Genomic DNA, 14,762 nt, shown 5'->3' on the forward strand with positions numbered 1-14,762 from the left:
CCCCGGTGGGGGCGGAGCCGGAGTGAACTGGGGTCATGATAAAAACCCAATTTGCTCCCGGCACCACCGCCACGCTAGCTGCTGCTGCCTTGTTGCCCTCGGCCCTAGATCACGCCCTCGCTCCACGGGTCGGGCGCCCCAAACCGGTGTGCGGTAATGGAAATAACCTGCTCTCGCAGATAGGCCAACAGCTCCACCCGCCCGGCGGGGGTCACGGCCCCGTCATAAATGGCAAGCGTGGTATCGCCGCCCACGGCCGCGGCCAGCCGCGCGTGCAGGGCGGCGCGGTCGGGGCCCACGAGTCGCACGCGCGATACCCGGGCCACCGGTGCGGCGGATGCCGCCGGGCGGCGCCCCTCGGGCTCCGCCTCGGCAAAGCGGTCAATCCACTCGGCATCGGTTTCCAGCCAAATGGGTACGGCCAGTTCCCCAAGTACCGCACGCACGGCGGCGGGCAAACCGGTGGCAAGGCTCACGCTAAAGGCAGATTTTGCGCGCAATGCGGCAATGATCACCCGCAACACCTCGTCGAGCTCGGCGAACTCCCCCGCGCGGATGGCCACCGGCACGGGCACATAACGCAGCAGGTTTCGTTCCACCCCGAGTTCCGCGGCATCCACGGTCTCACCAAAATTAGTGCCCCAGGCGATCGCATCGGAAAGGGCCGCGCGCCGCAGCTGGTCAAAACGCTGATAGCTCAGGGCGGGCTGTGCCGCCTCGATGAGCTTGCGAATGCGCGGGTCCAGCCCGCGCAGGTGCAGGGTCGAGCTCGAGGCCCCGGTATCGGCCTCCCAGCTCCCCAGGCCCACCAAATAATTGGGCCCGCCGGGCTTTGTTCCGGTGCCCACGGCGGAGCTCTTCCAGCCGCCGAAGGGCTGGCGCTGCACGATCGCCCCAGTGATGGCGCGGTTCACATACAGGTTCCCCGCCTGGACAAGCTCAAGCCAGTCCGCGAGGTCCCCGGCCTCGCGCGTGTGCAGCCCCGAGGCGAGCCCCGAATCGGCCATATTCACATAGCGCACGGCCTCCTTCAGCGATCCCGCCTGCATCAGCCCCAGCACCGGCCCCGAATACTCGGTGCGATGAAAATCCGAGCCGGGCTGCACGCCCTCGCGAATCCCGGGGCTCCACAGCCGGCCCGCATCATCGAGGCGGCGGGGCTGCAACAGCCAGCTCTCATTGCCCGGAAGCACGGTCAGCGCCTCCAGGAGGGGGCCCGCGGCGGGCTCGATCAGCGGCCCCACCCGGGTTCCGGGATGCGTGGCCTCCCCCACGGCAAGCGTGAGCGTGGCGTCCACGAGCTGGCGGCGGAACCTCTCGCTGCGGGCGGCCGAGCCCACCACGATCACCAGGCTCGCGGCCGAACGCTTCTGGCCCGCGAGGCCAAACGCACTCTCCACCACATCCGCCGCCGCCTGGTCAATATCGGCACTCGGCATCACAATAATGGCGTTTTTCCCGCCGGTCTGGGCCAGCAGCGAGAGCTCGGGTTTCCACGAGCGGAACAGCTCGGCCGTGTCCAGCTCACCGGTCAGCAGCACGTGGTCCACGCGCGGGTCGGTGATCAGGGCCCGGTCGAGAGTGTCCTCGCCCTCCCCCGTATCAACCAGGCGCAGGAGCTCGCGCGGCACACCCGCCTCCCACAGGGCCTCAGCCAGCACGGCCGCGCTGCGGCGGGCCTGCGGGGCCGGCTTCAGAATCACTCCGGCGCCCGCGGCGAGCGCGGCGAGCACCCCGCCCGCGGGCACCGCCACGGGGAAGCTCCACGGCGAGGCCACCACGATCAGCCCGGGGGCGCGATAGCGGGCGCCGCGCACGCTATCAAGTTCTCGGCTGATCGCCGAATAATAATGCGCATAGTCGATGGCCTCGCTGATTTCCGGGTCCGATTCGGCCACCGTTTTACCGGTCTCGCTCACCATAACCTCCAGGAGGCGGTCGCGATTGGCCGCGAGCGAGAATCCCGCGCGTCGCAGCAGGGCCGAGCGCTCGGCCGCGGGGTTGAGCCCCCACTCGCGCCCGGCGCGCTGCGTCTCGGCCAGTATCTTCTGAAGCGTCTCTGCCGAGTCCACGCGGGCGTCGGCGGCCGTCTGGTTTCCCAGCTCGCTTTCCTCGGCCCGGGCCAGCACCCGGCGGGCCCAGGCGCGGTTGGCGGCGAGCGTGGGGTCGGTATCGGGGGCATTACTAAACCCCGGGGCGCCGTGGGTGGTGGCCGCGGATTCCACGATGGTTGTGGAATCAAAAATCCGCACCGAGTCAAACAGCCCCGCGGAATAATTTCGGCGCTCAAGCCCCAGCACCTGCTCGGTCATGCCCACCTCGTCCTCGTCCGCCGCCGGCCGGGTAAATGCCTCGGGTGCCTCGGGCGCATCGGGCACGGGCGCATACGGCTCCGCCAGGCTCCACTCGCTCTCGCGGTTTTGTGTGCGGCGCGGCTCGGGCAGGAATCTGCGTTCCGTTTTCAACTGCCGCACCGAAGCCGCAAATCTCTCGCGCTCCCGCTCAAACAGGATCGGGTCCGTTCCCACCTCAAAAATGGCGGAGAGGAAGTTTTCCTCGAGGGCCCCCTCCTCCAGCCGGCGCACCAGATAGGACACCGCGGAATCAAATTCCCCGGGGTGCACCACGGGCGTATACAGCCGGATGGCGCCCACCTCCTGGCGCACCACCTCCGCCTGGGCGGGAGCCATCCCCAGCATCATCTCGAATTCCACGGCGGTGGTGAGCCGGCGTCTCTGCGCCAGGCGCCAGGCAAACGCAATATCAAACAGGTTATGTCCGGCCACCCCGAGGGTCACGGCCCGGGTGCGCTCGGCCGTGAGGGCCCAGATAAGCACCCGCTTATAGTTGGCGTCGGTGTCCTGCTTATTCAGATAGGGCGCGCTCGGCCAGCCGTGCAGGGTTGCGTCCACCCGTTCCAGCGGCAGGTTCGCCCCCTTCACCAGGCGCACCCGGATCGGCGCCCCACCCGCGGCCACGCGCGCGGCCGCCCACTCCTGAAGCCGCCCCATCGCCTCCATCGCATCGGGCAGATAGGCCTGCAGCGCGATCCCTGCGCTGAGCCCGCGCAGGGCGGGGTCGTCCAGCACCCGGGTGAAAACCGCAATGGTGAGGTCGAGGTCTCGGTATTCCTCCATATCGAGGTTTATAAACTTTGGCCCACCCGGTGCGGCAGCCGCGAGGCGATACAGCGGCAGCAGCCGCTCAACGATGAGGTCCACGGTCTCGTCAAACGCCCACAGCGAGATCTGGGCGGCGATGGCCGAAACCCGAAGCGATACATGGTCCACGTCCGGGCGTTCCAGCAGCACCCGCGTCCCCTCAAGCCTCAGCGCCGCCTCATGGTCCCCGAGCACGGGCTCACCCAGCAGGTTCAGGTTCAGCCGCGTCCCGTTTGCACGCAGTGCCCCGAGAGATTCGTCCAGCCTATGCGGGGTGGCGTCCAAGACCAGGTGCCCCACCATCGTCCGCAGCACCCGACGGGCCACGGGAATCACCGCGGCGGGCACCACGGGGCCCAGTACACCCCCGGTGCGGATGGCCGCCCGCAGCGTTGGGGGCAAAAACTCGGGGGCGATATGCGCGATGCGCGCCAGGTTATTTCCGGCCACATAGGCGCTCTCCGGGCGCATCACCCCGTCCACAAAACCGCGCGAAAACTCCAGCCCGTGGGGGTCCTTCAGGATACCGGCGAGTCGTTCGGCGGCGGGGTCCACGGGCATCTCAACACTTCGCCCCACCCAGGTCAGGGCGAGCTCGGCGGCGTCCGCGGCAAGGCGGTCATAATCGATATCGTCGGAGGTATTGCTATCGGCCATGCTCTGACAGTAAGCCCTCCCCCTCGCGGAACCGATCGCGACGTGCCCAGGGGCCCGAACTCTCGGCGTGAACGGGATGTTCCCCGGTCCTATTCATCGCGGGGGCGCCCCGGGTGCGGGCAACCCGCGGCCCCGCTATGGGCGGGCTGCACGCGCCTGGCCCCTCCCCGAATCTGCGCCGGATCCGCGCGCGGGGCCCGCACATTAGTCCCACTCGCTGGGCGCGGGCGCCTTGGTGGGAGGCAGGGCCACCGCCGCTCCCCAGGGCTCGATCCACTCTTCCATCGGCAGCCGGGGATCGGGGATGCCCACGGCCTCCATCAGCTCCGATATGGGCACCGTCCCGCCGCTCTTGCGCAGGAACCGCGCCTTCATAATGGCGCGGGTATAAATTTCCCCGTTCACAACCATGCGGTGCTCGATATAACCGGCCTTTTCGTCCATGCCGATCACGCGGGTTTCCACCGTGAAGCGCTGCCACAGCCGCAGCGACTTCCGGTACGTCACGCTCTGGCTCGAGACCACCGGGTACCACCCGCGCTCCTGGAACTGATCCCACATCCCGTTGCGCACCATGAGGTCAAAACGTCCCAGGTCAAAAATCGACAGGTAAACGCCGTTATTCATGTGCCACAGCACGTCCAGGTCGGTGGGAAGCGTGCGCAACGTGAGATAGCCCACGTCAAAAAAGCCCACGGTATCGCCGCGCTTGGCCCTCCGCCGGGCGCGCGCCATCACCATCATGGTGCGAAAGATCATGTGCATGGTGTGGGGTTCCTAGAGAAAAATATCGGGGAAGAGCTCGGACTCGTCCACGCCGGGCGAATACTTCGACAGATCCGTGATTCCGTGCTCGGCCAGCACATCCTCCACGATCAACGACCGTCCGTTCAGTTCACGCGAGGGCGTTGTCAAGACCAGATAGGCGGCATCCGCATAAATCTCGGGGGTACGGCTGCGCCGCATCAGCTCCTCACCCCCGAGGATATTCGCCACCGCCGCCGTGCGGATCGTGGTCTTGGGCCACAGCGTATTGGCCGCCACCCCGCGCTCCCCAAATTCCGCGGCCATACCCAGGGTGGCCAGCGACATTCCAAATTTGGCCAGGGTATAGCCGGTGTGCGCACCCAGCCAGCGCGGGTCGAGGCTCACGGGCGGCGACAGCGAGAGGATATGCGGGTTTTTGGCCTTCAGCAGCTCGGGCAGTGCCGCGCGAGACAGCATAAACGTGCCCCGCATATTCACATCCTGCATCAGGTCAAACCGCTTGGGCTCCAGTTCGAGCGTGCCCGACAGGTTAATAACGCTTGCGTTATTCAACACAATATCCACGCCGCCAAAGGCGCCCACGGCCTCCAGTACGGCCCGCAGCACATCATCGTCATTGCGGACATCCCCCACCACGGCGAGCGCCTGGCCACCGGCCGCGCGAATCTCCTCGGCGGCCGTGTGGATGGTTCCCTGCAACGCCGGATGGGGTTTATCGGTCTTGGACAGCATCACAATATTCGCGCCATCGGCGGCCGCGCGCAGCGCGATGGCCAGCCCGATACCGCGGCTTCCACCCGACATCAGAATCGTTTTTCCCTGCAGTGTGGTTGTCATCTACTTCTCTCCCTTATTCGAGCGGGCGGCAAACGCGGCAATTCGAGTGCGGGCGGCCTCGCTGGCCACGGCCGCGGCGATCGTGCGCGCCTCATCGTCCAGCCCCTCGGCATACGGTCGCGCAATTCCGGCGCGCAGCAGGCGCTTGGCCTGACCAAAGGCGGCGGTGGCACCGTTCATCCAGTGTGCGGCCACGGCCTCAGCGCGCGAGGCCAGTTCCTCGGGCGCAACCACCTCATTCACCAGCCCCCAGGCCAGTGCGGTATCGGCATCCAAGACCCGATCGGTGAGGGTGAGTTCCAGCGCACGCCGCATTCCCACGGCCTCGGGGAGCAGCGTGCTCACGCCGCAGTCCGGGGTCAGCCCGATATCGGCGTATTTAGAAACAAATACGGCACGGCTCGCGGCCACCACATAATCACCCACGAGCATGAAACCCAGCCCTCCGCCGGCCACGGCCCCCTGCACGGCGGTCACGATGGGCACGGAAATGGAGGCAAAAATTCGATGCCCCTCGTGGATCACGTCGGCCAATTCGCCCACCGCGGCGGCCGCCCCCTCGCCCAGCCGCGCAAACGAGAGCACATCGCCGCCCGCGCAGAAGGCCGGCCCGTTCGAGTCAAAAATCACCGCACCCACATCGTCCCGATCACGCAGATCGCGGGCGATCTCCAGCCAGAGCAGCGCGGAATCGCGGTCGATCGCCCCCAGGCTCTGCGGACGGTTCAGGGTGATCCGGGCCAGGCCGGCGTCAACCCGATACAAAATATTATTCCGTGGATCATCGAGCGTCATCGCTATCTCCATTCGTCTCGGTTGAGCCTAGGCGACGCCGCGGGTGGCCGTGCCCAACCTTGTGCGGAAGCGGCCACGGGCCCCCGAAACCACGCCCACCCAGTTGTGGCCACCCTACAATCCTTCTCGCAATCCCCGGGTGACTTCTCCAAGCGGCGGCCTCCCGGTATTCCCGCGGCTAAACTTGACCGTATGGCCATTTCGAAGATCCTGCTCTATTACGTCTTCACCCCGCTGGCGGACCCCGAAGCGATTCGCCTGTGGCAGCGCGACCTGGCCGAGTCCCTCGGGCTGCGCGGACGGATCCTGCTCTCGGCCGATGGCATGAACGGCACGGTTGGCGGGGAACTCTCCGCGGTGAAACGCTATCTGCGCAAGACCCGCGAATACCCGGCGTTCAAAAACATGGACATCAAATGGTCCGAGGGGAGCGGGCTCGATGAGTCCGGCTCCAGCCTGGATTTCCCCAAGCTCAGCGTGAAGGTACGCGATGAGATCGTGTCCTTCGGCGCCCCCGGCGAACTGGTCGTGGACAAAAACGGCGTGGTCGGTGGCGGAGTGCACCTGGCGCCCGAGGAGCTCCACGAACTCGTCGCCTCACGCAAAGACGTCGTATTTTTTGACGGCCGAAACGCGTTTGAGGCCGAGATCGGCAGATTCAAAAATGCCGTGATCCCCGATGTTTCCACCACTCGAGACTTTGTCGCCGAGCTCGACTCCGGGCGCTATGACCACCTCAAGGGCTCCCCCATCGTCACGTATTGCACCGGCGGAATTCGCTGCGAGGTACTCTCCGGCCTCATGAAAAACCGCGGCTTTGACGAGGTCTACCAGCTCGACGGCGGAATCGTGCGCTATGCCGAGAAATTCGGAGACACGGGGCTCTGGGAGGGCTCCCTCTACGTCTTCGACCGTCGCGGATCCCTCGATTTTGGTCCCGATACCCCGCGGATCGGTCACTGCGTGACCTGCGATTCCCTCACCAACCTCATGCAAAACTGTGCCGAGCCCTCCTGCCGATCACAGCTTGTGGTGTGCGCCGAGCATTCCGCGGCGGAGCCGCTCTGCCCCGCGCACGTTGCCGTGACGGCATGATCGAAAACTCCAAGCTGGCCATCATCGGTGCCGGCAGCGTGGGTAGCTCGCTTGCCTATGCGGCGCTGATTCGCGGCTCAGCCCGGGAGATTGCCCTCTACGATGTGGACGCGGCGCGGGCCGAGGCCGAGGTGCTTGACCTCTCCCACGGGTCCCCGTTCACCGGGGCCACGGTGGTCAGCGGCGGCGGCGATATCTCGGTGGTGGCCGATGCAAACGTGGTGGTCATCACGGCGGGGGCAAAACAGCTCCCGGGCCAGACCCGGCTTGATCTGGCCGGGGTGAACGCGCGCATCCTGGAATCGCTCCTCCCCACCCTCGTGGAACTCGCGCCCCGCGCCGTTTTCATCCTGGTCACCAACCCCTGCGATGTTCTCACCGTGAAGGCCGAAACCCTGGTGGATCTGCCCCCGGGACGCATCTTCTCCTCCGGCACGGTTCTTGATTCGGCGCGCCTGCGCTGGCTCGTGGCCAGCGCCGCGGGGGTGGCACCGGCCAGTGTGCATGCCGCCATCATCGGCGAGCACGGCGATACCGAGTTTCCGCTGTGGTCCCAGGCAAAGATCGGCCCCACCCCGCTCGCGGAATGGGCGGGCGCCGATGGGCTCCCCCTTTTCACCGAGGAGGTACGTTCGCGGCTGCACCACGAGGTGGTGAACTCGGCCTATACGGTGATCGAGGGCAAGGGGGCCACCAATTATGCGATTGGGCTCTCGGCCGCCCGCATCGTGGAGGCAATCCTGCGCGATGAAAAGGCGGTGCTACCCGTGAGCTCGCTGCTGCGAGGCTATCGTGGCCTCGACGGTGTTGCGCTCAGCGTGCCCTCGGTTGTCGGGTCGCGCGGGGTTGAGCGCCTGCTGGAGGTTCCCATGGACACACGCGAGCTTGCGCAATTCCATGCCTCGGCCGCGGCGCTGCGCGCCAGCGCCACCGCACTCGGTTTTTAGTCGTTTGCCCTGCCGCCCTGGGTTTCCCCGGTGGTGCTGGATAGGCTGGGATCATGACTGAGACAGAGATGTTTAACGCCTGGTGGGTGGGCGAGGATGACACCCATATCCGGCCCACGTCCACCGCGGAGCTGGGCGAGGGCGACACCCTGGTCCGCGTGGAGTTTTCCGGCATCAACTATAAGGACGGCCTGGCGCTGAGCCGGCGTCCCGGCGTGCTGCGCACGCTTCCCCTGATCCCGGGGATCGACCTGGTCGGAATGGTGCGCTCCTCCACCCAGGAGCGCTGGAGCGTGGGCGAGCGCGTGCTTATCAACGGTGCCGGGCTCGGCGAGACCCATAACGGAGGGCTGGCGCAGTTTGCCCGGGTAAACGGCGATGATCTGGTTCGTGTGCCCGAGACGCTGAGCAATTTTCGCGCCGCCGCGATCGGTACCGCCGGGTTCACCGCGATGCTCTCGGTGCTTGCGCTGGAGGATCGTGGCATCACCGCCTCCTCCGGACCGGTCCTGGTTACGGGGGCGAGCGGCGGCGTGGGCAGCATCGCCGTGGCGCTCCTCGCCGGCCTCGGCTATGAAGTGGTGGCCTCCACCGGTCGCATCGCCGAGCAGGGAAATTTCCTGCGGCATCTGGGGGCCTCCGCGCTCCTGGATCGCGCCGAATTATCCGAGCCCGGCAAGCCCCTCCAGAAGCAGAGCTATGCGGCGGTGGTGGACTCGGTTGGCAGCCATACACTGGTGAACGCTCTTGCCCGCCTTGATTATGGTGGCGTCGCCACCAGCTGTGGCCTCGCCCAGGGAATCGATCTGCCGGGTACCGTGATGCCCTTTATTTTGCGTGGCGTGAGCCTGACCGGAATCAACTCGGTATACGCCCCGAGCGCCCTGCGGGAGCGGGCCTGGCAGCGTCTCGCCCGCGACCTGGACATCGGGCTTCTCGACTCGCTGACGAGTTCCATCGCGCTGGATGAGGCGGGCACGGCGGCCGAACAGATTCTCGCCGGGAAACTCCGCGGCCGAACGGTCGTGGATGTCGACGCCTAAACCCGCCAACAGCGATCTCTGGGCCCACCGGGAGATCGCACCCGATATCGTGCTGCGGCCGATCGCCGGGGGTGATGGGCCCGCCCTCGCGGCGGCCCATCGCAAAAATCGGGCCCATCTTGCACCCTGGGATCCGCTGCGCAGCGAGTCCTTTTTTCGCGACGATGCCCAGTCGGTGGAGGCGCTTAACCTGCACGCTGCCTGCCGGGATGGGCAAATGCTTCCGCTGGTGCTCTGTGCCGGGGACCGCATCATCGGCCGCGCGACGCTTTCGGGAATTTCCGGCGGACCGTTTTGCAGCGCCAATCTGGGCTATTGGGTGGATGCGGAATTCACGGGGCGCGGGCTTGCCCGTGCGGCGATCGCGCGCACCGCGGAGATTGCGCGCAACAGCCTGGGGTTGCATCGCCTCCAGGCCGCCGCACTGCCGCATAACGCGGCCTCGCGCGCGGTGCTCCGGGCCTCGGGGTTTCACGAGATTGGGCTCGCCCCGGCCTATCTGCAAATCGCCGGTACCTGGCAGGATCACGTGCTCTCCCAGCTGATCCTGCACGATAGCGAGTGGCCGGCCGCCGCGAAACCCATCCCCGGTTAGGCAGGCGCCGGTGCGGTCGCCACTCCGGCCCCGGGCTCGCCCGGCCCCGCACGGCAGGCGCTCCACGCTAATTATGCACGGCCCGACCAATCCCATAGCCTCGTTCCGGCCGACGAACCGGGGTAGTTCGGACCGCGTCCGGGCTCCCGCCGACGGCCCTCACAAAAGCGGCCCGGCCACCCACGCCGGGGGCACACCCGCCGATTCTTCACGCGGCCAGATCTTGATCCACCCTCAACCCGACCCCTGCCACCCTGTGGGCAACGGTGGCCACCCGACACGAGAGTCCAATCGCCCGCGGGCACTACCCCAATAGACCCGAGTCGCGGGCGAGCCCACGCCACGAACACACACGGGTATGACCCGGCCGCCCCTGCCGAGGACGCACCCGCCGAATCTTCGCGCTGCCAGATCCTGAACATCCCTCAACCCGGCCAAGCCCGATGGGCAATGGGGCCATCCGGCACGGGAACCTGCTCCCCCGAGGACACCACCCCAATAGACCCGGGCGCCGGCCACCCGGCGGAGCCCTCCCCCAACGCACCCAAGTCGCGGGCGAGCCCCCGCCACGAATAAACACGGGTGTGGCCCGGAAGCCCACGCCGAGGGCGCACCCGTCGAATCTTCACGCGGCAGATCTAAATCACCCCCAAACCCGGCCCCGGCCAAGCCCGGTGGGCAACGGTGGCCATCCGGCACGGGAACCTGCTCACACGAGGACACCAGACCAATAGACCCAGGCCTCGGCCACCCGGCGGGCCCCTCCCCCAATGAACCCGGGCCGCGGGCGAGCCCAAGCCAAAACAGGAGGCAGGCGTGGTCCGGTCCCAGGCCAAACGCGAGTGTGGTCCAATCCAAGCCAAACATAGGTGTGGCCAAAGCCTCAGCCAGGCATGATCCGTGCCACGGGAAAACACGGGGGTGTTCCGCCCGCCGGCGGCGGCCGGAACACGCCCGGTGCTAGTTTTCCTCGGGGGCCTGAGCCTTTTTTGCCCGGGGGCGGGAGGATTGCGCGGGCGCGGTGGTCGGCGACGCGTTCGCCTTCGTGGCCGCCGGTTTAGCGGGCGTCTTCTCCTCTGCGGGCGTGGCGGGTGAGGTCGTGTCGGTGGATTTTTTTGCCGCGGATTTGGCCGGCTCGGGGCGAGCATCGGCCGGCGACGGGGGTGTCGACGTGGCGGCCGCGGATTTGCTCTTTGCGGGCTTCGGGGTCGCGGGAGTGGATTCCGCGGACGCGGTAGTCCCCGACTTTATCGCCGCGGCCTTCGCGGCTGCCGGCTTAGTCTCGGCGGGCTTCGATGCCGAAGACGTCGCGGACTTGGGCTCCGACGCGGCAGACTTCGACACGGCAGACTTAGACGCGGCGGGCGTGGAGGTTTTGGCCTTCGACGACGCGGGAGTCGACCCCGCGGACTTCGACGCAGAAGCCGTCGCGGACTTGGGCTCCGATGCGGCAGACTTCGACGCGGCGGACTTCGAACCCGAAGACGCGGTGGCCCCGGACGCGGACCCCGCGGGCTTCGACGCGGAAGCCGTCGTGGGCTTGGAGGTCGTGGACTTGGGCTCCGCCGCCGGGGACTCCGACGATGACGGGGCCGCAGACTTCGATGCCGTGGACTTCGACGCGACGGACGCGGATGCGGCGGTCTTTGAGGCGGCCGTCGCGGAGGCGGCACCCTTTAGGGTGGTGTCGGCTTTGGCGGAGGATGCCGAGGCAGGCTTCGACGCGGTGCTCTTGGCCGCGGGCGCGGACGATTTTTTGGCGACGGTCGTCTCGGCGGCGGGAGTGGACGCGGGAGTCGCGGCCTTCTTGGCGGCAGCCTTGGACGTCGCCGATGCCGGTGTGGAGGAGGTGGCGGAGGCGGCCTTCTTCGCAGAAGCCTTTGCGGCGGCGGGCTTTGTGGTGGATACGGGCGTGGTGGGCTCCGCGGCGGCGCCGGCCGGCGCCTTCTTCGCCGGGGCCTTTGCCGCCGTCTTCGGGGCCGCGGACTTCTTCGCGGCGACCTCCGGGGCAGCGGGCTTCCGGGTGCCGGTGGCCTTCGGAGCCGCGGCCTTCTTCGCCGTAGCCTTCTTCTCCGCGGGCGTGACCGTGGTCGGCTCCGCGGCCTTCTTGGTCGCGGGCTTCTTCGCGGCAGGCTTCTTGGCCGCGGGCTTCTTCGCCGCGGCGGCCGGGGCACCCGGGGCCTTCACCCGCGTGACCGTGGTGATGGTCTTGGGGGCGGCCTTCTCCGAGAACTCCAGGAAGGTATCGGTGATGATGGTCTCACCCGCCGCGTTCACGCTCTCCACGGGCGCGGGTACGGCGGCCGTGGTGGGCTGTTCCGGGGTGGGCTCAACCGGCTTACCCGACATCAGGTCCACACCCTCGGCCTTGCGGGCCCGAAGCTTATGGATCAGCCCGGGCTTCACGCCCGTGACCGAGGCCGGGGAGACATCGATACCGGATTCGATCAGCGCGGCCACGTCTGCCTCGGTGGCGCGACGGGCGTCGATCCTGGCGGCACGGGTCGTTTTGCCCCCGGCCGGGCGACGGCCGGGACGGGCCTTGGGGGTGTCCAGGCGCAGCGCGGCGATGAGCTCGGCCGCATGCCGGGTGGTGACGATGACGCGGCTATAATCGCTATCGATCAGGTCAAAAACCACCGAGGGTTTTGATCCCCGAATCACCAAAAAATCATTGCCCCCGTGGAATTTCCACTGGCCCACCGCGAGGGTGAGGGGGATGCTCCAGCCGGGTGCGCGGATGCCGCGCAGCCAGATCCACGGATCCTCCGTGATCGTGGCCGAGCGGATGGCCTCGCGCGGAATGATGACGTTGTCTTTGCGCCAGGAGAAGGCCTTTTCCGCCGCCGTTAGCTTCACTTCGAGACGGTCGGGGTGCAGAAGGAGGCTAGCCATACTGACTAGTCTGCACTCTTCCCCCTGATAATGGGGTGAAGACACCTCACAAAGTCATAACAAGCATCCCGGGAGGGCGCGGCGCGGGCCCGTTCCACTCCCGCCCGGGGCGGTGGCCGCGGAGGCGGCAGTGGCCGCGAGGGGCGGCCGACGCACACCCAAATATCGTGTACCGCGCCGGGATCAACAAACCCGCGGCAATACTCCCCGCAACGGGCGGCATCACCGCGAACCCGGAACGGCATCCACATGGGAGCCCAAGCCACCCGCGGTGAAACGGGCAGACCCCGGAGGAGAATACGGCCACGCGCCCGCTCGGCGGCGGCGGATCTGCGCCACTCGGGCGAGAGCGGGGCCGCCCGCGGGAGCACCCCACCCCCGGGCACGAGACCACACGGGGCACGAGGCCACTCGGGGCGCGGGCCACACGGGCGGGCAACGCCGCCCACCCCGGGGCTCAGCGACGGAAAGTGGCGCCGTTATCGGAGGCAATGACCGCCACATCAGCAGCACGGCGACCATCTGCTGGCGGGCAATAACGCGCACCGCAAGGCCCACCCCAGGGTGAGAGCGGAGCCGGCCGCGAAAGCACCCCACCCCGGCCACGAGACCACTCGGCGCGTGGGCCACACGGGTGGACGACGCCATCCACCCCGGGAGGTCAGCGACGGAAAGTGGCTCCCTTATCGGAGGCAGCGACCACCACATCCAACAGCACGGTAACCATCTGATGGCGGGCAACAAGGCGCACGTCGAGGCCCGCCCCGGGCGAGCGCGGGGCCGTCCGCGAAAGCACCCCGCCCCCGGGCACCAGGCAGCTCGGGGCACGAGACCACTCGGCGCGCGGGACACACGGGCGGGCGACGCCACCCACCTCGGGGACTCGGCGACGGAAAGTGGCTCCCTTATCGGAGGCAGCGACCACCACATCCAGCACCACGGTAACCCTCTGATGGCGGGCAATAAGGTGCACCTCGAGGCCCACCCGGGCGAGAGCGGAGCCGCCCGCGGAAGCACCCCGCCCCGGTCATGAGGCCGCTCGGGGCGCGGGCCACACGGGCGGGCGACGCCACCCACCCCGGGCACGAGGCCACTCGGCCACTCGGCGCGCGGGCCACGCGGGTGGGCGACACCGCCCACCCCGGGAACTCAGCGGCGGAAAGTGGCGCCGTTATCGGATGCGGTGACCACCGCATCCAGCAGCGCGGTAACCGTCTGATGGCGGGCGACAAGGTGCACCTCGAGGCCGACCGCGGCGGCGTCCTTTGCGGTGCGGGGGCCGATTGCGGCCACGAGGGTGCTCTGCGGGATCGCCCCGAATTGCTTCACCACCTGCTCGGCGATGCTGCCCGAGGTCACCAGGAGGGCATTAATGCGGCCGCTGTGGACATCGGCGACCACCTTTTCCGAGACCGGTTCGCCGACCGTGCGAAACGCCATCACGGAGAGGACATCGTGTCCCGCGGCGATCAGGCCGCGGGTAAGAACGGGTTTGGCATCCTCGGCGCGCAGCGTGAGGAAGCGGCGCGGCTCGGGCTCGCGCTCGGCCAGCTCGCGCACCATGCCGGAGGCGGAATTATCCTGCTCGGGCACGAGGTTCACGGTAAACCCCGCTGCCTGTGCCGCCGCCGCAGTGGTCTCTCCCACCGCGGCAATCTTGGTATGGGCGGGGATCTTCACCCCCTGCGAATACAGCACATCCACCGTGGTGGCGCTGGTCAGGGTGAGCCAGTCGAAGGCCCCCTGCTGGAGCGCCTCGAGCGCCGAGGCCAGGGCCTCGGGATCATCCGTGGGCGCAAAATTCACCATCGGGGCGATCACCGGCGTGGCTCCGCGGCTGCGAAGCTCGGCGGCGACGCCGTCTCCCCAGGGCCCTCCTCGGGGCACCAGGATCCGCCAGCCGGCCAGCGGCTTGGAGGACAAATCTGCTGTAGTCATCGGGTTGCCTTTGTGGAACGATCGCGGCCGC

General features: G+C 67.8%; 11 protein-coding genes. 4 read left to right on the forward strand and 7 right to left on the reverse strand.

The features are described 5' to 3' along the window. Positions 1-104: 104 nt before the first annotated feature. From KXZ72_RS09255 to KXZ72_RS09270, 4 genes are all read right to left on the reverse strand, one after another. Positions 105-3,818, reverse strand: a complete 3,714-nt coding sequence (locus KXZ72_RS09255) for a proline dehydrogenase family protein (RefSeq protein ID WP_226080455.1) — start codon at positions 3,816-3,818, stop codon at positions 105-107. A 204-nt stretch (positions 3,819-4,022) separates the two neighbouring features. Then, positions 4,023-4,583, reverse strand: a complete 561-nt coding sequence (locus KXZ72_RS09260; RefSeq protein ID WP_226080457.1) for an acyl-CoA thioesterase — start codon at positions 4,581-4,583, stop codon at positions 4,023-4,025. 12 nt (positions 4,584-4,595) lie between these two features. Beyond that, a complete protein-coding gene (locus KXZ72_RS09265; RefSeq protein WP_226080459.1) occupies positions 4,596-5,423 on the reverse strand; it encodes an SDR family oxidoreductase in 828 nt (275 codons plus the stop codon). Next, positions 5,424-6,218: an enoyl-CoA hydratase/isomerase family protein gene (locus KXZ72_RS09270; protein WP_226080461.1), complete on the reverse strand. Its 795-nt coding sequence runs from the start codon at positions 6,216-6,218 to the stop codon at positions 5,424-5,426. It lies immediately after the preceding gene. 192 nt (positions 6,219-6,410) lie between these two features. Here KXZ72_RS09270 and trhO point away from each other — a divergent pair, with 192 nt between their 5' ends. Genes trhO through KXZ72_RS09290 form a run of 4 tightly spaced genes read left to right on the forward strand, consistent with a single transcriptional unit; the run spans position 6,411 to position 9,898 of the window. Beyond that, positions 6,411-7,313 (forward strand): oxygen-dependent tRNA uridine(34) hydroxylase TrhO, encoded by a 903-nt coding sequence (trhO, locus tag KXZ72_RS09275; RefSeq protein ID WP_226080465.1) that lies wholly within the window; start codon positions 6,411-6,413, stop codon positions 7,311-7,313. Continuing rightward, entirely contained in the window at positions 7,310-8,260 is a 951-nt protein-coding gene (locus KXZ72_RS09280) for an L-lactate dehydrogenase (RefSeq protein WP_226080466.1), read from the forward strand. Before trhO ends, KXZ72_RS09280 begins: the two co-directional genes overlap by 4 nt. 53 nt (positions 8,261-8,313) lie before the next feature. After that, a complete protein-coding gene (locus tag KXZ72_RS09285; protein ID WP_226080467.1) occupies positions 8,314-9,303 on the forward strand; it encodes an MDR family oxidoreductase in 990 nt (329 codons plus the stop codon). Then, on the forward strand, positions 9,290-9,898 hold the full coding sequence (locus KXZ72_RS09290; RefSeq protein ID WP_226080468.1) for a GNAT family N-acetyltransferase: 609 nt from the start codon (positions 9,290-9,292) through the stop codon (positions 9,896-9,898). Before KXZ72_RS09285 ends, KXZ72_RS09290 begins: the two co-directional genes overlap by 14 nt. A gap of 960 nt (positions 9,899-10,858) precedes the next feature. Here the strand turns inward: KXZ72_RS09290 and KXZ72_RS09295 are convergent. The 3 genes from KXZ72_RS09295 to KXZ72_RS09305 all read right to left on the reverse strand — a co-directional run bounded on the left by KXZ72_RS09295 (position 10,859) and on the right by KXZ72_RS09305 (position 14,731). Further along, positions 10,859-12,793 (reverse strand): hypothetical protein, encoded by a 1,935-nt coding sequence (locus tag KXZ72_RS09295; RefSeq protein ID WP_226080469.1) that lies wholly within the window; start codon positions 12,791-12,793, stop codon positions 10,859-10,861. A 661-nt stretch (positions 12,794-13,454) separates the two neighbouring features. After that, positions 13,455-13,766 carry a hypothetical protein gene (locus tag KXZ72_RS09300; protein WP_226080471.1) on the reverse strand — a complete coding sequence of 104 codons (312 nt, stop codon included), beginning with the start codon at positions 13,764-13,766 and terminating at the stop codon, positions 13,455-13,457. A 176-nt stretch (positions 13,767-13,942) separates the two neighbouring features. Then, positions 13,943-14,731 carry a uroporphyrinogen-III synthase gene (locus KXZ72_RS09305; protein ID WP_226080473.1) on the reverse strand — a complete coding sequence of 263 codons (789 nt, stop codon included), beginning with the start codon at positions 14,729-14,731 and terminating at the stop codon, positions 13,943-13,945. Positions 14,732-14,762 lie beyond the last annotated feature (31 nt).

The organism is Mycetocola spongiae (assembly GCF_020424085.1).
In the GTDB taxonomy this organism is placed as follows: Bacteria; Actinomycetota; Actinomycetes; order Actinomycetales; family Microbacteriaceae; genus Mycetocola; species Mycetocola spongiae.